The following is a 21,444-nucleotide window of genomic DNA, read 5'->3' on the forward strand; positions in this document are numbered from 1 at the left end:
ACATGCTGTGCAATTCCACCTAATTCGAGGAGCTTCCCTATGGCTGTTGGTCTTGGCCCGCTGTCTACCCTGCACCCGGTTCCAGGTTTCGAACTGGGCATCGCCTCCGCCGGCATCAAGCGCCCGGGGCGCAAGGATGTGGTGGTGATGCGCTGTGCCGAAGGCAGCAGTGTGGCGGGTGTGTTCACTCTCAACGCGTTCTGCGCGGCGCCGGTGATCCTGGCCAAGAAGCGTGCCTCTGGCAGTGTCCGCTACCTGCTCACCAATACCGGTAATGCTAATGCCGGCACCGGTGAGCCGGGCCTGCAGAACGCTATGCGTACCTGCGCCAGCCTGGCCAGTCTGGCCGGTGTGGACGAAAGCGAAGTGCTGCCGTTCTCCACCGGGGTGATCGGTGAGCCGCTGCCGGTGGAAAAGATCGAGGGCGCGCTGCAGGCCGCGCTGGACAACCTCTCGGTGAACAACTGGGCAGAAGCCGCTACCGGCATCATGACCACCGACACCCTGCCCAAGGGTGCCAGCCGCCAGTTCAGCCATGAAGGCGTGACGGTCACCGTCACCGGTATCAGCAAGGGCGCCGGCATGATCAAGCCGAACATGGCCACCATGCTCGGCTACATCGCCACGGACGCCAAGGTCGCCCAAGGCGTGCTGCAGGATCTGCTGCGCGATGCGGCGAACAAGTCGTTCAATCGCATCACCATCGACGGCGACACCTCCACCAACGACTGCTGCATGCTGATCGCTACTGGCCAGGCGGCGCTGCCGGAAATCACCCAGGCCAGCGGGGCGCTGTTCGCGGCGCTCAAGCAGGCAGTGTTCGAGGTGTGCATGGACGTGGCCCAGGCCATCGTGCGTGATGGTGAAGGCGCGACCAAGTTCGTCACCGTGCAGGTCAACGGCGGGGCGACTCATCAGGAGTGCCTGGATGTCGGCTATGCGGTGGCCCATTCGCCGCTGATCAAGACCGCGCTGTTCGCTTCCGATCCCAACTGGGGGCGCATCCTCGCGGCCGTCGGCCGTGCCGGTGTGGCACAGCTCGACGTCAGCAAGATCGACGTGTTCCTCGGTGACGTGTGCATCGCCAGCAAGGGGTGCCGGGCCAGCAGCTACACCGAAGAGCAGGGCTCGGCGGTGATGGCCGAAGAGGAAATCACCATCCGCATCGAGCTGGGTCGTGGCACCTGCAGCGAGACGATCTGGACTACCGATCTGTCGCATGAGTACGTGAAGATCAACGCCGAATACCGTACCTGAGGTATGGCAGCCGCCCGTTGCGGGCGGCACGTTGATCCGCGTCTACGTGCGGCCTGACGCTCGTAGCTGACGTCTATTCCGCTCGCGCATGACCCCATGAGTGAGCGGAATTTGCCTTCACGGCAGGTAGCGGCGAAGCTGTCGCTCTGATTCTTCTGACCGCCGGAGAGCGCACATGCCGCTGCAATTGCTGATAGGCAACAAGAACTACTCGTCCTGGTCGCTACGCGGCTGGTTGCTGGCCGAACTCAGTGGCGCGGACTATCAGGAAACTCTGGTGCCGCTGTTCCGTGCCGATACCCACGCGCGTCTGCTGGCCCACTCACCGACCGCCAAGGTGCCGGTGCTCAAGACCGACGACGCTGGGGTGATCTGGGATTCCCTGGCCATCGCCGAGTACTTGGCTGAGCGCTTCCCCGAGGCCGTCATGTGGCCGCGCGATGTGGCGGCTCGTGCCATGGCGCGTTCCGCCTGTGCGGAAATGCACAGTGGTTTCGGCGCATTGCGCAGTCATATGCCCATGGACATGCAGCGCAGTACGCCACTGGCCAGCATTGCCGATGACGTGCAGCACGATATCCAGCGCATCATCACCTTGTGGGCGTCCTGTCGTCAGCGTTTTGGCCAGAGTGGCCCGTATCTGTTCGGTGAGCTGAGCATTGCCGACGCCTATTTCGCACCGGTGGCCAGCCGCCTGCGCAGCTATGCCGTGCAACTGCCGGAAGATGCCGCGGCCTATGTGGAAACCATTTTTCAGTGGCCGGCGTTCCAGCGCTGGTTGCAGGCAGCCTTGAAGGAGTGAACGTGAAGCGCGTGCATGTAGCGGCAGCGGTGATTCGTGGTGAGGATGGTCGCATCCTCATCGCCAGGCGTCCCGACGACAAGCATCAGGGCGGGCTCTGGGAATTTCCGGGTGGCAAGGTCGAGGAGGGCGAGGCTGTGCTGGCTGCGTTGTCCCGCGAGCTGCAGGAGGAGCTGGGGATCCGCCCGGAAACTGCGCGACCACTGATCCAGGTGCGCCACGACTATGCCGACAAGCACGTGCTGCTGGACGTCTGGGAGGTCAGCCGTTTCAGTGGCGAGCCCCACGGTGCCGAAGGCCAGCCGCTGGCCTGGGTGAGTGCGCGGCAATTGGGTGAGTATGACTTCCCTGAGGCCAACCGGCCGATCATCGCCGCGGCGCGCTTGCCCGAGCAGTATCTGATTACCCCGGATGATCTGGATCGCGCTGAGCTGCTGGGCGGCGTTCGTGCAGCCATCGGGCGCGGTGCCCGTTTGATCCAGCTACGAGCGCCGGCGATGTTCGATGCCCAGTACCGCGATCTCGCCGTGGATATCCAAGGCATGTGCGCCGGCAAGGCGCAATTGATGCTCAAGGGGCCGCTGGAGTGGCTCGGGGATTTCCCCGCTGCGGGCTGGCATCTGACGGCTGAGCAACTGCGCAAGTATGCTGCCAAGGGCCGTCCGTTGGCGGCGAATCGCTGGCTGGCAGCCTCGTGCCACAGTGCTGAAGAGCTGCAATTGGCAACACAGATCGGCGCTGACTTCGTTACCTTGTCGCCGCTGCAGGCCACCCAAAGTCACCCTGATGCACAGCCCTTGGGCTGGACGCAGGCTACCGAACTTTTGCAGCGTTTCAACCAGCCCTGCTATCTGCTCGGTGGTGTCGGCCCGCAGCACAGCGAGCAGGCCTGGCAGGCCGGCGCGCAGGGCGTCGCCGGGATTCGCGCTTTCTGGCCTGAGCAATAACCACTATCTGCTGCCTGCTTTGGGCGGCAGTACACCTTTCCGTTTTCGCTGAGAGTTCTCCGGCCCATGGCCTCGGTCTTCAATGTCATTCTGCCGGTCTTCGCGCTGATCCTCGCCGGCTTCGCCTGTCGGCGGATGGGCCTGCTTGGCGCCAGTGCAGCGTCCGAGATAAATCGCATGGTGGTCTGGCTGTGCCTGCCGGCGCTGTTGTTCGAGGCCATGGCGACGGTCGTCTGGGAAGAGATCTGGCAGCCGGGCTTCATCTTCGCTTACGGCATCGCCACCCTGGGCATCTTTGCCGTGGTGCTGCTGTGGCGCCTGCGCCGTACCGGCAGCCTGGCCGATGCCAGTGTGCAGGGGTTGAGCGCTTCCTACGCGAATACCGGTTACATGGGTATCCCGCTATGTCTGCTGGTGTTCGGCGAAGCAGGCATGGAGCCGGCGCTGATTGCCTGCCTGATCGTCATCTGCGTGCTGTTCGCCCTGGCGGTGGTGTGCATCGAGGTCGGCCTGCAGAACGAAAAGAGCATCCTGCTGGCGGTACGCAAAGTCTTGCTCGCGCTGCTCAAGAACCCCATCGTCATGGCGCCGCTGCTCGGCACGCTATGGGCCGCGACGGCACAGCCGCTGCCGGGGCCGCTGCACCAGTTTCTCAAGTTGCTCGCTGCCGCTACCGGGCCCTGTGCATTGATCGCGTTGGGGCTGTTTCTGGCGCAGCGGCATGACGGGGTGAGGGAGCGCGGTACCAGTTTGGTGCTGATCAAGTTGATCGCTCATCCGCTGATCACCTGGGTGCTCGCTGTCTACGTCTTTCGCCTGCCACCGATGTGGGCTCATGCGGCCTTGCTGCTCAGTGCACTGCCTACCGGCACCGGGCCGTTCATGCTGGCCGAGTTCTACCGGCGCGAAGGCACTCAGGTGTCGAGTACCATCCTGCTGTCGACCCTGGGGTCGCTGGTGACGCTGTCGATCTGTCTGTACCTGATCGCCCCCTGATAACCGCGACCGGAGCCTTTGTATGTCCGCATCCGATCACCCGCGAGTCACTCTGCGGCCCAGCACCCTGCATTTGCCGGCAGGGCCCTGGGTGACCGTGCTCGATTGCCTGTGCGCGCACTTTCCGGCGATTTCACGAGAAATCTGGCTGCAGCGTGTAGCGCGGGGCCGGGTGTTGGATGGCGAAGGCGTGCCTATCGCTGTCGATCATCCTTATCGGGTCGGCTTGCGTGTGCATTATTTTCGCGAGGTACCGGCCGAGCCGCAGATTCCGTTCGAAGAGGCGATCCTGCATATCGACGAGCATCTGTTGGTCGCCGACAAGCCACATTTCCTGTCAGTGATGCCGGCCGGCGCCTATGTCGAGCAGACTCTGCTGGCGCGGCTGGTCAAACGCACCGGCAATGCCGACTTGGTGCCGCTGCACCGGATCGACCGGCACACCGCCGGGCTGGTGCTGTTCTCCACCAACGCGCAGACGCGTGGGCGCTACCAGGCGCTGTTTCGCGAGCGCAACATCGACAAACGTTACGAGGCGCTGGCGGCGCCTTTGCCGCAGGTGCAGTTTCCGTTACTGCGCGAGACCCGCTTCGAGGCGGGCGAGCCGTTCTTCCGCATGCGCGAAGCGCCGGGCGAGGCCAATACCTGCACGCGCATCGACGTACTCGAACGACGTGCTGATTGCTGGCTGTACGGCCTCGAGCCGGTTACCGGCAAGAAGCACCAGCTGCGGGTGCATATGGCTGCATTGGGTGCGCCGATCCTCAATGATCCCTTCTATCCCGACGTCAGCAGCAGCGAGGGTGATCCCGACTATTACAGCCGGCCGCTGAAGCTATTGGCTCGCGGCTTGTCGTTCACCGATCCATTGAGCGGCGAACCGAGGCGTTTCGAGAGCGACCTCAGGCTTTAGTGGCCGCCTCCCAGAGGACTTCGTCGACTCCCTGGCGCCTGGCGATCAACCGCGCCGCCACGAACAGCAGGTCGGACATCCGGTTGATATAGGCCAGCAGCTCGCCACGCAGCGGTTCGATGGCATTGAGCTGCCCGCAACGGCGCTCGGCGCCGCGTGCGCTGCTGCGGCACAGGTGAGCCTGGGCTATCAGCCGCGAGCCTCCGGGCAGAATGAAGTTGGTCAACGGGCCGACTTCCTCGTTCCAGCGGTCGATGGCCGCTTCCAGGCGCTCGATCTCGACCGCTTGCAGCGCCTGGTAGTCCGGCATGGCCAGTTCGCCACCCAGATCGAACAGGCGATGCTGACAGGGCGCCATTACCTCGATCAGCTCGGCAAACCCCGGGTAGCGGGGCTGCTGCTCGATCAGTTCGGCCAGCAACAGGCCGAGCTGGCTATTCAGGGTGTCCACTTCGCCGATGGCTTCGATACGTGGATGATCCTTGGCGACCCGGCGTCCATCGGCCAGCCCGGTTTCCCCGGCATCGCCGGTGCGTGTGTAGATTTTCGACAGTCGATAGCCCATAGGGTCTCCGTTGCAGGGGTCAGCTACTTATGCCGATGGGCAGGCGCAGGGTGAAGCAGGTGCCCTGGCCGGTGCGTGAGTGCACCTCCATCTGCCCCTTGTGATTGTTGGTGACGATGAAGTACGAGACGGAAAGCCCCAGCCCCGTGCCTTGGCCAACTTCCTTGGTGGTGAAGAACGGCTCGAAGATGCGCTTGCGCACGGCTTCCGGGATGCCCACCCCGTTGTCTTCCACCTGCACTTCGGCCCATGGCGGCGCCAGGCGGGTGCGCAGGATGATCTTGCCCGGGACGCTGTCATCATCGCGCAGGTGAATGGCCTGGGCGGCGTTCTTCAGCAGGTTGAGCAGCACCTGTTCCAGCTCATTGCCGATGCCGGGAATCGGCCCCAGTACCGGGTCGAACTCGCGCTGAATCAGCAGGCTCTTGAAGTCGAAGCTTTCGGTCAGGTCGAAGTCGTTGCTGGCGATCTCCACGGCCTGGTCGATCAGTGCCGGCAACTGGCAGGGCGCCAACTGACGGTTGCTCAGGCGGCTGAAGCTGAGCATGTGGGTGACGATCTTCGAGGCCCGCGTACCGGCCTGTTGGATGCCGTCGAGCAGCATGGGAATCTCCCGCGCCGTCAGGTATTGATCGATGGCCGGCAGGCTGACACCGGCTACTTCAGCCTGCTCCTGATTGCGTGGCAGCTCGGGGGACAGGCGCCGACGGATGTTCTGCACGTTGTGCAGGATGGCGCCCAGCGGGTTGTTGATCTCGTGGGCCATGCCGGCGGCCAGGCCGCCGACGGAGAGCATCTTCTCCGACTGCACCATGACCTCTTCGAGGTTGAGGCGCTGGGTGATGTCGTCAATGCGGATCACCACGCCGCGGCCGATGCTGCCGATCAGCGGGTAGAAGGTCAGGGCGTAATGGTGTGGCTCGTCATCGCGGATCCAGGTGACTCGTTCGATCTTCTCCACCCGGTGCTGTTCGGCGGTGCGCTTGAGCTTGGACAGGTAGGGTTTGAGCAGCGGGAAGGCGAGAAACACCGGCTGGTTCACCGCCTCGTCCAGCGAGGTGCCGGAGAGGGCGCTGGCCTCCTGGTTCCATTGCGCCACGTAGAGCTGTTCGTCAAGGGCGATCAGCGCCGAGGGCATGGAGTCGATGATGCTGTTGAGGTAGTTCTGGAAGCCGGTGAGCTTCTTCTCGATCTTGCTGCGTACCTGCACCTCGAGTTCCAGCTTGCGGTTCGACAGGCGGGTTTCCTCGGCCAGGCCCTGGGCCTGGTTGTAGGCCTCTTCGGAATCGTCACGGGCGCGCTTGAGCTGCTGCTCGCGGGCCTCGATGCGCGTCAGCATGGTGTTGAAGGCTTCGGCCAGGCTGCCGATTTCATCCTGATTGCCGCGCCGCGCCCGCAGCGAATAGTTCTCTTCGCGGGTGACCTGACGGGTCAGTTCTTCCAGACGCTTGATCGGGCTGGTGACCAGACGGCGGATCTGCCGCGCCACCAGCAGCCACAGCACCAGGCTGAAGCCTAGGATCACCAGGCTGGCGGTGACGGTGCCCGTGTAGAACGCACCAGGCAGTTCGCTGGAGGCGACCAGCAGCAGGTAGCCCGCTGGTGCATCGACCTGCGGCAGCTCGACCAACTGATTGGCGCGAAATTCGCTGAGGCGCCAGCTGTCCAGCTCCTCGACCCGTGAGGGTAGCTGCAGTTTTTCGCCGCGCTGCAACTGCGCGAGGCTGTTACCGTTGGCGTCGTAGATCACTGCTGCGCGCAGCGGCCCATAGCCATCCAGGCGCTTGAGCAGATCGCCCGCGGCCTGGGGCGAACTCAATGCTTCGCGGCTCAGGGCGGGGCTGGCGATCAGTCGGCTAAGGGTCTGCAGCGCCTGGGGGGCGACGCTCTCCTGGGAAATCCAGTAGGCAGCGCTGATGAAGGTCAGGTTAGCCACCACCAGCACCGCTGCCAAGAGCACCAGCAAAGCGGCGAGTAGTTTTCGGCCAACGGGTAGATTCTTCAGGCGGTGGCGCAGGCGCATTAGGCTTTGTCGTATTGGCAGGTAAGAGGGCAGGTTAGGGCCTGTTAACCGTTGCGCGCAAGCGTCAGCTGGCTCTGGGATGGACTTACTGTCGCGGCAATCCGCGGGCATCCAGGTACGCGAGCAGGCGTTGCTGCAGGGTGTTCAGGCGCGGCAGTGGCAGCCCGTTACGTTCACCCGCTGTGCAGGCGTAGCCGAGCAGATAGCTGACTTCGGTGCGCCGGCCCCCGGCGACATCCTGGTACATGGACGAGTAATTGGCGGCGGTGGCCTCGATCACTCGCCAGACATCTGCCTGAAGGTTTTCAGCCGCTGTGGACTGACCGCAACCCTGCAGCAGAACCGTCAACTCCGTGCATAGCCCATCGACTTCCTCGCGGTAGCCGGCGAGCCCGCCGTTGCGGCAACCATGCAGCACGGTCAGCGGGTTGATCGCGCAGTTGAGTGCCAGCTTGCGCCACAGCCGCGCGAGAATATCGGGGCTCCAGGTATGAGGAGTGCGACAGCGTTGCAGGTCGCTCAACCAGCCCGGCTGGGTGACATCGGTCGGGTCGCCGATCCAGGTATGCCCCTGGCCGGCGAACACCACGCGCCAGTCACCGTCGCGAAAGGCGCCTTCGGTACTTGAGGCGAACAGGCAGCGCCGTCCTGGTAACAGGTCGATGACCTCGTCCTGGCTGCCGAGGCCGTTTTGCAGCAGGATTACTTCGGCGCCTGGGGCGAGGCGATGGGCGACGCACTCGATCGCGCTCGCTGCGTCATAGGCTTTGCATGCCAGGAGCAGGCGTCGAATGGGTGTGTCGTCGTTGACGCTATGTGCTGGTATGGCGTGTTGGCTAACGTGGCCCTGCTCGACCAGGGTCAGTGCGCCCGCCTGGCGATAGGCGGCCAGGCGCTGTTCATCGCGCAGGATCAGTTGAACCGGCACGCCGGCACGAGACAGGCGCGCGGCCCACAGGCTGCCCATGCTGCCTGCGCCGAGCACGTGCCAGGTCATGGTCGGGGCAGGCGTACGGCGGTGACGCGACCGCTGGCGTGGGCCTCTGGAAGCAGGCGAGTGGCGAGGTCGAGCAGTTGCTGCTGTTCCATGGGCATCGCCTTGCTATCCAGCCCGACTACGGCAATCCCGGCCTTTAGCGAGATGAAGCCTTCGCTGGTCTTGAAAGCCTTGAGGTTGAGACCTTCGTGAAGACGCTTGAAGCTGCTCGGCGAGCACTCCTGCAAGTCCTCGAGCAGGGTGATCAGGGCAAAATGGCGGTCGTCCAGGCTCACCAGTACGTCGAGCGGGCGTACCAACTGTTGCAGGCGGCGCGCCACGCTGCGTAGCAGCTCGTTGTAGAAGGCCGCGCCATGGCGAGCGCTCAATTCATCGGCGCCCTGCAGACCAATCAGCAGGTAGCACAGCGCACCACCGCGAGATTCCACCTGGCGCAGGCTGTCAGCCAGTTTCTGTGTCAGGTAACGGGTGTTGCCCAAACCGGTTAGCGGGTCTACCAGGTTACGCTCTTCCAGGCCGGCGATGCTCTGTACCAGCAGGGCGTTTTCATGGAGCAGGCGCTGCAGGGTGTTGCACAGGCGGTCGGCGGCAAACACGCGGGGCAAGAGCTGCTCGTTCATTGCCGATTTGCTGATGAAGTCATCGACGCCGCGGTCGAACGCCTCGTTCAGCACGTTCTCACCTTCCTTGCCGGTCAGCAGGATGATGTAAGTGTAGTGCTCGGCCGATTCGTCGAGCTGACGCACACGACCCGTCAACTCCAGGCCATCCATTTCCGGCATCAGCCAGTCGGCCAATAGCACACTCGCCGGGCGTTGTTCGAGGTTGCTGATGGCCTCGGCCGCACTACTGGCGAAGCGTACGTCCTGGTAACCAGCCTGAGTAAGCGCACGACCGATGATGGCGCTGGAAAACTTGGCATCGTCCACCACCAGGATGCTGAGATGGGGGTTGGGCATGGATGGTACTCACAGGCAAGAAAGCGGGTCGAGAAAGGGGAGTAACCAATACAACGCCGAGCGGTCTGTATCAGAGCGGATATAATGATCGCGCCAATTATATCGTCAAGCCATCCGCGCGGTTTCCGGAAAACTTAATTCACGATCTCGCGAACTGGAGCCCAGCAAGACGCAATCATCAGCTCAAACAGCAGCTATGAGCTTAGCGTAGCCGGGTCTATGTGCAGCAGATCGAGAATGAGATATCTACCAGGATCGCGCCTTTTATCAGGAGCAATTGCATGCCCTCGTTCGACGTGGTGTCGGAGCTGGACAAACACGAACTCACCAACGCTTTGGATAACGCGGCCAAAGAGCTGGAGCGGCGCTTTGATCTGCGCGGTAAGTGCAGCATCGAGATCAAGGAAAAGGCCGTTACGCTGACTGCCGAAGCTGATTTCATGCTCGAGCAGATGCTCGAAATTATTCGTTCCTGCCTGGTCAAACGCAAGATCGACGGCCAGTGCATGGAAACCAAGGATGCCTTTGCATCCGGAAAAGTGGTCAAGCAGGAAGTCGAGTTCCGCGAAGGTATCGACAAGGAACTGGCGAAGAAGATCGTCGCTCATATCAAGGATGCCAAGCTCAAGGTGCAAGCCGCCATTCAGGGCGAGCAGGTGCGGGTTACCGGCAAGAAGCGTGATGATCTGCAAGAGTGCATTGCCTCCCTGCGCAGCAAGGATTTCGAGATGCCCCTGCAGTACAACAACTTCCGCGATTGAAGGCGCGCGCCTCCTGCCGCCTAGAGGATTATTGAACCCGGGCGCGGTGACGGCGTCGCACATTCTGTAACGCGCTCGCAAACGCCATGGCCAGTGCGGCCATGGCGTTTTCGTTTCAAGACCTAGAAGGAGTGCCAGATGGATATGAGCGTCGACCAGTTGGTCGTCATGTCGCAGGCCTGGATCCCGGTTTTGCTGCAGTACAGCGGCAAGCTGACCCTGGCCCTTTTCACCTTGTTGATTGGCTGGTGGCTGATTAGCAAGGTGACTACCAAGGTCAGTGCGTTGATGGATGGCCGCAAGGTCGACCGTGCCCTGAGCAGCTTTATCGGCAGCCTGGCGAGCATCGTGCTGAAGGTACTGCTGGTCATCAGCGTGGCCTCGATGATCGGTGTGGAAACCACCTCGTTCATCGCCGTGATCGGTGCCGCTGGTCTGGCCATTGGTTTGGCGCTGCAGGGCAGCCTGGCGAACTTCGCCGGTGGTGTTCTGATCATGCTGTTCCGCCCGTTCAAGGCTGGCGACTTCATCGAGGCCCAGGGCGTCTCCGGTTCGGTCGACTACATCCAGATCTTCCATACGGTGCTGCGCACGGGTGACAACAAGGTGGTGATCGTTCCCAACGGCACCCTCTCCAACGGCATCATCACCAACCACTCGCGACAGGCTACCCGGCAGATACTGTACGACGTGAAGCTCGATTACGACGCCGACCTGTCCAAGGCCCGTGAGGTGCTGCTCGCGCTGTCCAAGGATGCGCGCGTGCATCAGGATCCGGCGCCGGTCGTGGTGGTCTCCAACCTGGGGGAAACATCGATCAACCTGTCGCTGCGCATGTGGACTTCGGCTGGTGACTACTGGCCGGTGACCTTCATGCTCAATGAAAGCGTCCGTGATCGGTTGCGTGCCGAAGGCGTCGAGCTGGCGCAGCCGCCGCGTATGGTGCTGCTACAGCAGGGCAAGGCTGACTGATACCAGCGCCTTTACCAGACATGAAAAAGCCGACAAATGTCGGCTTTTTCATGCTCCGAAATCAGGCCTCGGGCTTGTCCGGTTCACTGCTCGGGGCCATCGGCCGGCCGCCATGGCGGTGCCACTGCACCAGGATCAGGATCAGGGTTGGAATGCCCATCAGTGCGGTGATCAGGAAGAAGTCGGCGTAGCCGTATTTCTCCACGAGCACGCCTGAGTAGCCGCCTATCAATCGCGGCAGCAGCAACATGATCGAGCTGAGCAGGGCGTACTGGGTGGCCGAGAACTTCAGGTTGGTAAGGCTCGACAGGTAAGCGACGAAGGCTGCAGTGGCCATCCCGGAGCTGAAGTTATCGGCGGAGATGGTGAAGATCAGCATCTGCAGATCCGCGCCCATGCCCGCCAGCATCAGGAACAGCAGATTGGTCGCCGCCGATGCTACGCCACCGATGAACAGGATCGGCATGATGCCAAACCGAACGATCAGCAGGCCACCGGCACCGGCGCCGACCAGGGTCAGAACCAGCCCGAAGAGCTTGCTGACGCTGGCGATCTGATCCTTGGTGAAGCCCTGGTCGATGTAAAACACGTTGGCCATTACGCCCATCACTGTGTCGGACATGCGATAGGTCGCGATCAACCCGAGCAGTAGGAAGGCCTGCCAGCGGTAACGCAGGATGAAGTCGTTGACCGGAGTCAGTACCGGCGCCAGGCCGCGGCGGCCAAAGGTTGACAGGCACAGGCCGGTGAGGATGGTGTAGAGGATGGCGCGTAGAAAGGCGCGGTCTTCAAGGAGCAGATCCAGTAGGGTGGCTTCGCCGGTGACCAGGCTGGGGAAGTCGGTGTTGTACAGCTGGGTGAACATGGCCGGTACCGAGACCAGCAACACAATCAGCACCAGCACCGAGGCGATCTGGTGACTGAAGCCGTATTTGGCAGCAGCCAACTGGGTCTTCAGCGAAACCTCGGGCTCCTTCATCCACAGGCTGGTCAGCAAACCGGGCAGCATCAGCAGGGCGAACAGCAGATAGGTACCGGCCCAAGCGGCGTGTTGATAGAGCAGGGTGGTGGAGCCCAGCCCTTCAGCCACGTACAGCGCGCCGGCGGTTGCCAGTAGCGCGGCGACCCGGTAGCCGGCCATGTAGCTGGCAGCCAGTGCGGCCTGGCGGGAGTCGTCGACGATTTCCAGGCGGTAGGCATCGACCGCGATGTCCTGAGTCGCCGAGGCGAAAGCTACCAGCACCGCTAGCGCGATCAGCCAGGTCAGATGAGTATGGGGGTCGCACAACGCCATGCCGGCCAGGCCGATGGCGATCAGAATCTGCGACAGCACCAGCCAGGAGCGCCGTCTGCCCAGCTTGCCGAGCAGTGGCAGGCGCCATTGGTCGAGCAGCGGTGACCACACCCATTTGAAGGCATAGGCCAGGCCGATGAGGCTGGCAAAACCGATGGTTTCCCGCGCTACGCCGGCTTCGCGCAGCCACACGGAAAGGGTGGAGAACACCAGCATGTAAGGCAGGCCAGCGGCGAACCCGAGCAGCAGGAGAACCAGTGTCGAAGGACTGGAATAGGCGGCGATCGCGTCGCGCCAGCTTTTACGATGCATTGAACAGGTTCGGCCTGGAGGGAGGATGCGTGAACAAATGGCGCACTCTAGGGGCTAGGGTTGGGTCAGTGCAAGCCAGCTAAGCCGTGGTCACATCAAGGTGTCAGGCCTCGTGCTCCAAGGGGCGCCAGCCATGGCGTCGGATATCCACCCGGCCATTGTGGGATAGCACCCCTTCGACGCGCAATCGGGCGCGTTGTTCAACACCGCTTGGCGCATCGGCAGTTAGGCTCAATCGGCCATTTGCGGCGACCACCCGGTGCCAGGGCAGGGCCGTGCCGTCAGGCAGTTGGCTAAGCGTGCGGCCCACCCAGCGTGCGGCACGGCCGAGACCTGCCATGGCGGCCAGTTCGCCGTAGGTGACCACCTTGCCGGCCGGTACCTGAGCGAGCACCAGGTACAAGGCATCACGTCGTGCCTGCTGATCGGCATCGGCCAACGGCGCGTTGTCATTCGCTCGTCTTGTGGTCATGGCAGGCTCCAGGCAACTTGATCGGTCGGTTGGCGCGGTATTTTCACCGCTCAGCCGTGAACTCGCATGAATTCCGTCGGTCATTTCTTGCTCATATAACGGGTATGCGGATAATGCCCGATTTACCGCGAACCGGAGCACCAGCATCCGCTTATGTTTACTCGAACCCTGTTGTGCCTGAGCCTCAGTGCGGCGGCGATGCCGCTGATGGCCGATACCGTCTGGATGAAGAACGGCGACCGTCTGACCGGAACCATCAAGGTTCTCGATGGCGGCAAGCTGCTGCTGGAAACCGATTATGGCGGCTCCATCCCTCTGGACTGGAGCAAAATCGCGACCCTAGACAGCGAGCAGGAATTGCTGGTCAAGGAGAACGACATCACCGGTGAGCGCGCCAAGTCCCTGCAAGCCTCAGATGCCGGCAAGGTGACCCTGGCCAACGGCGATGCGCCGAAGACCGTCGAGCTGGCGAGCATCAAGCAGATCATGAAGCCCAAGCCCTTCGTCGAAGACTTCATGTGGAAGGGTAATGTCGATGTGGCCATGGACTACAAACGCGCCGAGAGCGACACCGATGATTACGACATCGATGTGAAGACCCAGGCGCGGCATGGCAAATGGCGTCACAACGCCACGGTGGATTACAACCGTGAGCTGCGCAACGACGTGGTGAGTACCGACAACTGGGGCACCGAATACGCCCTGGATCGCTTCCTCGACGAGCAGTGGTTCTGGCAGGGGCGCCTCGAGTACAAGCGCGACAAGATCGAGGATCTGGAGCGCCAGCGCACCATCGGTACCGGTCCGGGTTATCAGTTCTGGGACAACGAGCTGGGCGCCTTCTCCATGGCCACGCTGCTTAACCGTTCCGACTATGAGTACGCCAACGGCGAGAAAGATAACTTCTACGCCATCAGCATGCGTTGGGATTACAACCGTTACCTGATCGGCAAGACGTTCGAGCTGTTCAGCACCGGTGAAGTAGGCAAGCCGCTGGCCAGCGCCGCCGACTACTCGCTGGATGCCGAAGTGGGCCTGCGTTACAAAGTTACCGACTGGGCGTCGCTGAACATGAAGGCTTCAAAGGATCAGGTCAGCGGTTCGGAAGGCGACAAGGACGAGACCCGCTACACAATCGGCTTCGGTGTGGGCTGGTAACGCGTCCCCGCGAGATGCACGACGAAAAGCCCCGCATCACGCGGGGCTTTTCGTATCTGTGCTATCCAGGCTGGCGGTTGCTACAGACGGACGCCGCCGTCGAGTTCGAGAATGCGCCCGGTGAAGTAGTCGTTTTCCAACAGGTAGGCCACCGAATGGGCAATTTCCCGTGGCTTGCCCAGGCGCTTGAGCGGAATGACCGCCGTCATGCGTTCCAGTGCTTCGGGTTTCATGCTGGCAACCATATCGGTCTCGATGAAGCCCGGCGCCACACCCGCCACGCGGATGCCATAACGGGCCAGCTCGCGGGCCCAGACCACGGTGTCGGCGGCGACCCCGGCCTTGGCTGCCGAGTAGTTGGCCTGACCAACGTTGCCGGCCCGGGAAACCGAAGAGATATTGATGATCGCGCCTTCGTTCTGCAGCTCGATCATCTTCGCCGCCACTTCCCGCGTGCACAGGAACACGCCGGTCAGGTTCACATCGATCACCGACTGCCACTGCGCCAAGCTCATCTTGCTCATTTCGCCGTCCTTGACCTTGATGGTCAGGCCGTCGCGCAGAATACCGGCGTTGTTGACCAAACCATTGATCGAGCCGAAGTCATCGGCGATCTGGGCGATGGTCTGGGTCACTTGCTCTTCACTTGCCACGTTGCACAGATAGGTGCGGGCCTGGACGCCCAGCGCCCGACAGGCCGCCGCGGTTTCGTCGAGTTTCTCCTGGTTGAGATCGACCAGGGCCAGACGCACCCGTTTCTCCGCGAGGTATTCGGCCATGGCCCGCCCAAGGCCCTGACCGCCGCCGGTGATGATGATGACCTTGTCTTCGAGTTGCATGCCAATCCCCTTCGAATCAGTTTGGCGGGATGCCGTTACCGCACTGTAGCGATTATCCTAAGCGCTTGTCTGCGTCCGCCAGGAGTCTTGATATGAGTGTGCAAGCCAATCGCCAGGCCCGGGAGTTACTGCTCGGGGAGTACCGTGGCGCGCTGTCCACTCACTCCAAAGCGATGCCCGGCTTTCCTTTCGGCTCGGTGGTGCCCTATTGCCTGGATGCTCAGGGATGGCCGCTGATTCTGATCAGCCGCATTGCCCAGCACACCCATAACCTCAAGGCGGACGCAAAGTGCTCGCTGCTGGTCGGGGAGCGCGGTGCCGAGGACATTCAGGCGGTGGGGCGGCTGACCCTGCTGGCCGAAGCGAAGATGCTCGATGATGCCGCCGATATTGAAGCGGCTGCCGAGCGCTATTACCGGTACTTTCCCGAGTCACGCGGTTATCACAGTGCCCACGACTTCGATTTCTGGCGCATGCAACCCGTGCGTTGGCGTTACATCGGCGGTTTCGGCGCGATTCACTGGCTCGATCAGGTGGCGCTGGGCAACCACTTCGCCAGTGACACCGAGCAGCGTATGCTTGAACACATGAACAGCGATCATGCCGACGCCATCGCGCATTACGTCGCCTTGAGCGGGCTGCCCGCCACGGAATCTGCACGGATGGTCGGTATCGACAGTGAGGGGTTTCACCTGCGTATAGGTCGCAGCCTGTACTGGCTGGCCTTTCCAATATCCTGTAACACTGCCGGGGATGTGCGCGAAGCCTTGGTGCGCCTGGCGCGGGCCGATACGTGGCCAGCGCAATTCGAGGCTTCAGCTTGAATTAAGCGCAACACCCCATACTTACCTCCTACTGGAAGTCGTTCTTCCGTCAAGGAAACCGCGATGCGCATTTTCATGTTGTTGTTCCTGTTGTTCCCAATCTTGGAACTGACAGTACTTATTTCGGTGGGTAGTGCCATTGGTGTGCTGCCGACCATTGCACTGGTGATCGCTACGTCGATCTTCGGTGGTCTGATGCTACGTATCGCTGGCATCACCACAGCCTGGCGTGCCCGCGAAAGACTGGCCCGTGGCGAAATGCCGGATCAGGAAGTCCTGCAGGGGCTGATGATGGCCGTAGGTGGCGCACTGTTGTTGCTGCCGGGCTTCATCAGCGACGCTATCGGCCTGCTGTGTCTGCTGCCGTTCACCCGTCGCAAGCTGGTCGAACGCGTGCGCCGTCGTGCCGCCGAGCAGGCCGAGCGTCAGCGCGCCTTCGCTGATGATCTGGCCGCGCGCAATGGTCAGCCCGGTTCTGGCGCAAGTCGTCCGAACGTACTCGAGGGCGAGTACGAGCGCCGCGACTGACCGAGCACTTTATTAACCGCAAGCGAACCCCGATCTGGCCTCGTCAGTTCGGGGTTCGCTGTTTTCGCACGGACGATTTTCGTTCCCCTGACGGGAAAAATTTTCACCCCGTGCCCTTGAATTGCTCTTGTTCGACCTTATGTAGCGGTCACCGCAAGGTTTTTCAGCGTATCTGCGTTGAAACATATTTCGGCGTTACGTGTAGTGCGCAGCGCCATGATCCTGCCGGTGAGAACACCGGTTGAAGTCAACAACTATTGGGAGAGATCGACAATGAAGCTTCGTCCTTTGCATGACCGCGTCGTGATCCGTCGCAGCGAAGAAGAAACCAAAACCGCTGGCGGTATCGTGCTGCCGGGCTCGGCCGCTGAAAAGCCGAATCAGGGCGAAATCGTCGCTGTTGGCACTGGCCGCGTTCTGGATAGCGGTGAAGTTCGTGCGCTGGCCGTCAAGGTTGGTGACAAAGTGGTTTTCGGCCCTTACTCGGGCAGCAACACTGTCAAAGTCGACGGCGAAGACCTGCTGGTGATGAGCGAGAACGAAATCCTCGCTGTTGTCGAAGCCTGATTTCCCGCAAATCTCCGTTTAACCGTCAAGAATTGAGGATCAATTTCCATGGCTGCTAAAGAAGTTAAATTCGGCGACTCTGGCCGTAAAAAAATGCTCGCCGGTGTCAACGTCCTGGCCGACGCAGTAAAAGCAACCCTCGGCCCAAAAGGCCGTAACGTCATTATCGAGAAGAGCTTCGGCGCTCCTCTGATCACCAAAGACGGTGTTTCGGTTGCTAAAGAAATCGAACTGAAAGATCGCTTCGAAAACATGGGCGCGCAACTGGTCAAAGACGTTGCTTCCCGTGCTAACGATGACGCCGGTGACGGTACTACCACCGCAACCGTTCTGGCTCAGGCTATCGTCAACGAAGGCCTGAAAGCCGTCGCTGCTGGCATGAACCCGATGGATCTGAAGCGCGGCATCGACAAGGCGACCATCGCCATCGTTGCTGAGCTGAAGAAACTGTCCAAGCCGTGCACCGACACCAAGGCTATCGCTCAGGTAGGTACTATCTCCGCGAACTCCGACCATTCCATCGGCGAGATCATTGCCGAAGCCATGGAAAAAGTGACCAAAGACGGCGTCATCACCGTTGAGGAAGGCACTGGCCTGGAAAACGAACTGTCGGTTGTTGAAGGCATGCAGTTCGACCGTGGCTACCTGTCTCCGTACTTCATCAACAAGCCGGACACCATGGTTGCCGAGCTGGACAGCCCGCTGCTGCTGCTGGTTGACAAGAAGATCTCCAACATCCGCGAACTGCTGCCCGTTCTGGAAGCAGTGGCCAAAGCTGGCCGTCCGCTGTTGATCGTGGCTGAAGACGTTGAAGGCGAAGCCCTGGCGACTCTGGTTGTGAACAACATGCGTGGCATCGTCAAAGTTGCAGCCGTCAAGGCTCCAGGTTTTGGTGATCGTCGCAAGGCCATGCTGCAGGACATCGCCGTTCTGACTGGCGGCACCGTCATCTCCGAAGAGATCGGTCTGAGCCTGGAAACCACTACCCTGGAACACCTGGGTAATGCCAAGCGCGTCATCCTGAACAAAGAAAACACCACCATCATCGACGGTGCTGGCGTCAAGACCGACATCGACGGTCGTATCTCGCAGATTCGTCAGCAGATCGGCGACACCAGCTCGGATTACGACAAAGAAAAACTGCAAGAGCGTCTGGCCAAGCTGTCCGGCGGCGTTGCAGTGATCAAGGTCGGTGCCGGTTCCGAAGTTGAAATGAAAGAGAAGAAAGCCCGCGTTGAAGACGCCCTGCACGCAACCCGCGCAGCCGTCGAAGAAGGTGTGGTACCTGGCGGTGGCGTGGCACTGGTTCGCTCCCTGCAGGCTATCTCCGAGCTGCGCGGCGACAACGCTGATCAGAACGTAGGTATCGCTCTGCTGCGTCGCGCTGTTGAAGCGCCTCTGCGCCAGATCGTTGCCAACTCCGGTGACGAGCCAAGCGTTGTGGTCGACAAGGTCAAGCAGGGTTCGGGTAACTACGGTTACAACGCTGCTACCGGCGAATACGGCGACATGATCGAAATGGGTATCCTGGATCCAGCCAAAGTGACCCGTTCGGCACTGCAGGCTGCTTCCTCGATCGCCAGCCTGATGATCACCACCGAAGCCATGATCGCCGAGATCAAGGAAGACGCTCCAGCTGGCGGCGGTATGCCAGACATGGGCGGCATGGGTGGCATGGGCGGCATGATGTAAGCCACCCGGTACCTGCAGTAACAAGAAACCCCGCGCTTGCCGCGGGGTTTTTTTATCTGTAGTTTCTGGCGACTGCCGTGGCGGTATACCGTCCGTCTTGAGAAAAGTTGCAACTGCTTATCGTGATCTAGTGTTAGCAGACGGCGTTTGCAGCGCCATCAAGAGGTTGCAATCATGAGATTAGAAATAGCGCGAGGTTTGTTCCTCGTCGCGGCGCTCAGTGTATCGGTGGCTGCGGCTGCTTCTTGGTACGAGCCTGGCCATGGCGTGGTGAGCAGCCATGGGCGCAGCTATTGTGCCAACCCTGATCTCAAGCGCATCTCGGCTGCTCAGGCGCAGGCCAGTCAGAATCTGCTCTGGTTGGTGTTGGGCCTGTCTCAGGGCATGCGACCGCAAGGTTGAAAGCGCCCACTCATACCCCGCTGACAAAACAGTGAATTTCTCCCCTGCTGGAAAACTCCGATACCCTGCGAGCTGACCCGAGCACATCGGCCAGATTTCAGGGAGTTCCAGCATGTCCACCCAACAGCGCCTCGGCGAAAGCTTCAGTCAGTTGCATCGACAGGATGGCCTGCTGGTGCTGCCTAATCCCTGGGATGCTGGCTCGGCGAAGATGCTGGCGAGCCTTGGCTTCCAGGCCCTGGCCACCACCAGCGCAGGATTAGCGTTTTCTCTGGGCCGGCGTGACGCCGAAGGTGCGGTATCCCGCGACGAGGCCCTGGCCAATGCGCGGGATATCGTCGCCGCTACGGCGCTGCCGGTGGCCGCGGATCTGGAAAACGGCTATGGCGACAGCCCGCAGGACTGTGCCGAGACGTTGCGTTTGGCGGCTGCGGTCGGCCTGGTTGGTGGCTCCATCGAGGACGCCACGGGGCGAGCCGATGCGCCCATCTATGCGTTCGAGCTGGCGGTGGAGCGCATCCGTGTCTCGGTCGCCGCTGCCCGTAGCCTGGGCTTTCCCTTCACCCTCACCGCGCGTGCAGAGAATTACCTGCACGGCCGCGCGGATCTGGACGACACCATCCGCCGCCTAGTGGCCTACGCCGAGGCGGGAGCCGACGTGCTCTACGCACCCGGGCTGACACGGCGCGAGGAGATCAGCGCGGTGGTGCAGGCGGTGGCGCCGCGGCCGGTCAACGTGCTGGTCGGCTCGCCAAGTCTGAACCTGTCGCTGGACGAATTGGCCGAACTCGGCGTCAAGCGGGTGAGCCTCGGTTCCAACCTGGCTAGGGTGGCCTATGGCGCCTTTCTGCAAGCCGCTACGGGGCTTGCCGACGGCGGCGATCTGCGTGGTGCCCAGCAAGCGCTGCCGTTTGACCGAATTAATGATCTGTTTCGCGGCTGAGCATGCGCAATTTTCTGATCGCCTTGCTGTTGCTCGTCGTCGTGGGTGGGCCGCTGGCGCTGTACCGGCAGTGGATCGACGTACCGCCACGCTGGAACCCCTGGGCACCGCTGGATCTGCGTGATGCGCCAAACTGGCTGACCGGCTACAAGCTCGGGCGCCTGCAGGACGACCCTGCGTTGTGCCGCACCGTGCTGGACACCTCCTCGCTGCGCTATGTGGCGTTGGCGGACAGCACGCCAGTCGCCAACTGCCCGCTGACCAACACGGTGCGCGTGCAGGGCAGTGATGTGCGCTTGAACAGCAGTTTCATCGCCACCTGCCCGGTGGCGGCGGCATTCGCCCTGTTCGAGCGGCATGGTTTGCAGCCGGCGGCGCAGGAGGTATTCGGCCAGCGCGTCACCCAGATTGACCATGTCGGCAGCTTCGCCTGCCGCACCATCGCCGGCAGTCAGCGGCGTAGCCAGCACGCTTCGGCCAATGCCCTGGATATCGTCGGCTTTCGCCTGGCCGATGGCAGCCGTATCAGCGTGCTGCGCGACTGGCCTGGCAGTGATGACAAATCGCTGTTCCTGCGTCAGGTACAGCAGGCTGCCTGCACCAGCTTCAATACCACCTTGGGGCCCGACTACAACGCTGCTCATCGCGACCATTTCCATCTGGATATGGGCCTATTTCGGATGTGCCGCTGAGCGATCAGACGGCCAGGCGTTGTTGCAGCGTCAGACGGCCAAGCAACAGCTCCCAGGGATTCAGTGATTCCGTGAGCAACTCGTTGGTCTTGCCCTGTTCGCTTTCATCAAGCGTTGTCAGGGACTGCGGTTGCAGGGCCAGTTGATCAAGGGTGAGGGCACTGTCGGTGTCGTGCACCGAGCAGACGAACTGGCGCTGCATCATCACATCTTCGAGGGTGCGAATGCCTTGTACCGGGGCCTCATCCGCTGCTGCCGGCGCGGGGAGCGGGAGCATGCTATTGGCAGGGCTCTCCATCGACAGCAGCACGCTGCGCAGAATCTGGTCGTACAGCGCCGAGCTGGCACTCGAGGGTGTGCCGGCTTTCTGAGACGCGACCTGGGTATCACCGGGAATACGGGAGATGACTTCGAACATCAGACGGCAGGCTCTGGCAAACTATCGCATAGACAGGGTATCGGCCGATCAAGGCCCATATTGAGCCCTTTACCGTTATCGATGGACGATCCGCAATGAGTGAAAAACAGC

22 protein-coding genes and 1 pseudogene are annotated in these 21,444 nt (G+C 61.6%); 15 read left to right on the plus strand and 8 right to left on the minus strand.

Going from position 1 to position 21,444, the window contains the following annotated elements; genetic code table 11:
* The first annotated feature begins 39 nt into the window (after nt 1-39).
* From argJ to ACZ3GY_RS02305, 5 genes are all read left to right on the plus strand, one after another.
* Nucleotides 40-1,257 carry a bifunctional glutamate N-acetyltransferase/amino-acid acetyltransferase ArgJ gene (gene argJ / locus ACZ3GY_RS02285; RefSeq protein WP_463563743.1) on the plus strand — a complete coding sequence of 406 codons (1,218 nt, stop codon included), beginning with the start codon at nt 40-42 and terminating at the stop codon, nt 1,255-1,257.
* 175 nt (nt 1,258-1,432) lie between these two features.
* The gene (locus tag ACZ3GY_RS02290) at nt 1,433-2,059 is read left to right on the plus strand and encodes a glutathione S-transferase family protein (protein WP_465908782.1); all 627 of its coding nucleotides are present in this window, start codon (nt 1,433-1,435) and stop codon (nt 2,057-2,059) included.
* A gap of 2 nt (nt 2,060-2,061) precedes the next feature.
* Nucleotides 2,062-3,006, plus strand: a complete 945-nt coding sequence (locus tag ACZ3GY_RS02295) for a Nudix family hydrolase (RefSeq protein WP_463563745.1) — start codon at nt 2,062-2,064, stop codon at nt 3,004-3,006.
* Between the two features lie 66 nt (nt 3,007-3,072).
* The gene (locus tag ACZ3GY_RS02300) at nt 3,073-4,002 is read left to right on the plus strand and encodes an AEC family transporter (RefSeq protein WP_465908783.1); all 930 of its coding nucleotides are present in this window, start codon (nt 3,073-3,075) and stop codon (nt 4,000-4,002) included.
* A 22-nt stretch (nt 4,003-4,024) separates the two neighbouring features.
* Nucleotides 4,025-4,915: a pseudouridine synthase gene (locus ACZ3GY_RS02305; RefSeq protein WP_465908784.1), complete on the plus strand. Its 891-nt coding sequence runs from the start codon at nt 4,025-4,027 to the stop codon at nt 4,913-4,915.
* Here ACZ3GY_RS02305 and ACZ3GY_RS02310 read toward each other — a convergent pair.
* The 4 genes and pseudogenes from ACZ3GY_RS02310 to ACZ3GY_RS02325 form a co-directional block, all read right to left on the minus strand.
* Complete coding sequence (locus tag ACZ3GY_RS02310; RefSeq protein ID WP_465908785.1) at nt 4,905-5,480, minus strand: cob(I)yrinic acid a,c-diamide adenosyltransferase; 576 nt, start codon at nt 5,478-5,480, stop codon at nt 4,905-4,907. The two genes, ACZ3GY_RS02305 and ACZ3GY_RS02310, sit on opposite strands and share 11 nt — an antisense overlap.
* 19 nt (nt 5,481-5,499) lie before the next feature.
* On the minus strand, nt 5,500-7,503 hold the full coding sequence (locus ACZ3GY_RS02315) for a sensor histidine kinase (protein WP_465908786.1): 2,004 nt from the start codon (nt 7,501-7,503) through the stop codon (nt 5,500-5,502).
* Between the two features lie 85 nt (nt 7,504-7,588).
* Nucleotides 7,589-8,500: a putative 2-dehydropantoate 2-reductase gene (locus tag ACZ3GY_RS02320; RefSeq protein ID WP_465908787.1), complete on the minus strand. Its 912-nt coding sequence runs from the start codon at nt 8,498-8,500 to the stop codon at nt 7,589-7,591.
* Nucleotides 8,497-9,465 (minus strand): annotated as a pseudogene (locus tag ACZ3GY_RS02325) (GGDEF domain-containing response regulator); the annotation flags it as partial. The gene ACZ3GY_RS02320 and the pseudogene ACZ3GY_RS02325, both read right to left, overlap by 4 nt.
* A 275-nt stretch (nt 9,466-9,740) precedes the next feature.
* Here ACZ3GY_RS02325 and ACZ3GY_RS02330 point away from each other — a divergent pair.
* Nucleotides 9,741-10,220, plus strand: a complete 480-nt coding sequence (locus ACZ3GY_RS02330; protein WP_465908788.1) for a YajQ family cyclic di-GMP-binding protein — start codon at nt 9,741-9,743, stop codon at nt 10,218-10,220.
* A 138-nt stretch (nt 10,221-10,358) separates the two neighbouring features.
* Nucleotides 10,359-11,192 (plus strand): mechanosensitive ion channel family protein, encoded by an 834-nt coding sequence (locus ACZ3GY_RS02335; protein ID WP_465908789.1) that lies wholly within the window; start codon nt 10,359-10,361, stop codon nt 11,190-11,192.
* 61 nt (nt 11,193-11,253) lie between these two features.
* Here the strand turns inward: ACZ3GY_RS02335 and ACZ3GY_RS02340 are convergent, their stop codons facing one another.
* Both ACZ3GY_RS02340 and ACZ3GY_RS02345 read right to left on the minus strand, forming a co-directional pair.
* Nucleotides 11,254-12,798, minus strand: a complete 1,545-nt coding sequence (locus tag ACZ3GY_RS02340) for an AmpG family muropeptide MFS transporter (protein WP_463563753.1) — start codon at nt 12,796-12,798, stop codon at nt 11,254-11,256.
* A 103-nt stretch (nt 12,799-12,901) separates the two neighbouring features.
* Nucleotides 12,902-13,270, minus strand: coding sequence for an MGMT family protein (locus tag ACZ3GY_RS02345; protein ID WP_465908791.1), 369 nt, complete (start codon nt 13,268-13,270; stop codon nt 12,902-12,904).
* A gap of 153 nt (nt 13,271-13,423) precedes the next feature.
* On the opposite strand from ACZ3GY_RS02345, the gene ACZ3GY_RS02350 reads away from it, so the two are divergent.
* Nucleotides 13,424-14,428: a DUF481 domain-containing protein gene (locus ACZ3GY_RS02350; protein ID WP_463563755.1), complete on the plus strand. Its 1,005-nt coding sequence runs from the start codon at nt 13,424-13,426 to the stop codon at nt 14,426-14,428.
* Between the two features lie 80 nt (nt 14,429-14,508).
* Here the strand turns inward: ACZ3GY_RS02350 and ACZ3GY_RS02355 are convergent, their stop codons facing one another.
* Nucleotides 14,509-15,267, minus strand: a complete 759-nt coding sequence (locus ACZ3GY_RS02355; RefSeq protein ID WP_465908792.1) for an SDR family oxidoreductase — start codon at nt 15,265-15,267, stop codon at nt 14,509-14,511.
* Nucleotides 15,268-15,359: 92 nt separating this feature from the next.
* On the opposite strand from ACZ3GY_RS02355, the gene ACZ3GY_RS02360 reads away from it, so the two are divergent.
* From ACZ3GY_RS02360 to ACZ3GY_RS02390, 7 genes are all read left to right on the plus strand, one after another.
* Nucleotides 15,360-16,091, plus strand: coding sequence for a HugZ family pyridoxamine 5'-phosphate oxidase (locus ACZ3GY_RS02360; RefSeq protein ID WP_465908794.1), 732 nt, complete (start codon nt 15,360-15,362; stop codon nt 16,089-16,091).
* 63 nt (nt 16,092-16,154) lie between these two features.
* Nucleotides 16,155-16,619, plus strand: a complete 465-nt coding sequence (locus ACZ3GY_RS02365) for an FxsA family protein (RefSeq protein ID WP_463563758.1) — start codon at nt 16,155-16,157, stop codon at nt 16,617-16,619.
* Nucleotides 16,620-16,892: 273 nt separating this feature from the next.
* A complete protein-coding gene (locus tag ACZ3GY_RS02370; RefSeq protein ID WP_042554944.1) occupies nt 16,893-17,186 on the plus strand; it encodes a co-chaperone GroES in 294 nt (97 codons plus the stop codon).
* Between the two features lie 48 nt (nt 17,187-17,234).
* Nucleotides 17,235-18,878, plus strand: coding sequence for a chaperonin GroEL (gene groL / locus ACZ3GY_RS02375; RefSeq protein ID WP_463563759.1), 1,644 nt, complete (start codon nt 17,235-17,237; stop codon nt 18,876-18,878).
* Between the two features lie 174 nt (nt 18,879-19,052).
* A complete protein-coding gene (locus tag ACZ3GY_RS02380; RefSeq protein ID WP_131178862.1) occupies nt 19,053-19,280 on the plus strand; it encodes a hypothetical protein in 228 nt (75 codons plus the stop codon).
* A gap of 112 nt (nt 19,281-19,392) precedes the next feature.
* A complete protein-coding gene (locus tag ACZ3GY_RS02385) occupies nt 19,393-20,223 on the plus strand; it encodes an isocitrate lyase/PEP mutase family protein (protein ID WP_463563760.1) in 831 nt (276 codons plus the stop codon).
* A 2-nt stretch (nt 20,224-20,225) separates the two neighbouring features.
* Complete coding sequence (locus ACZ3GY_RS02390; RefSeq protein WP_465908795.1) at nt 20,226-20,915, plus strand: extensin-like domain-containing protein; 690 nt, start codon at nt 20,226-20,228, stop codon at nt 20,913-20,915.
* A gap of 4 nt (nt 20,916-20,919) precedes the next feature.
* Here the strand turns inward: ACZ3GY_RS02390 and ACZ3GY_RS02395 are convergent, their stop codons facing one another.
* Complete coding sequence (locus ACZ3GY_RS02395; RefSeq protein WP_465908796.1) at nt 20,920-21,333, minus strand: hypothetical protein; 414 nt, start codon at nt 21,331-21,333, stop codon at nt 20,920-20,922.
* Nucleotides 21,334-21,444: the final 111 nt, after the last annotated feature.

This window comes from Pseudomonas sp. PME37.24/006 (assembly GCF_055556635.1).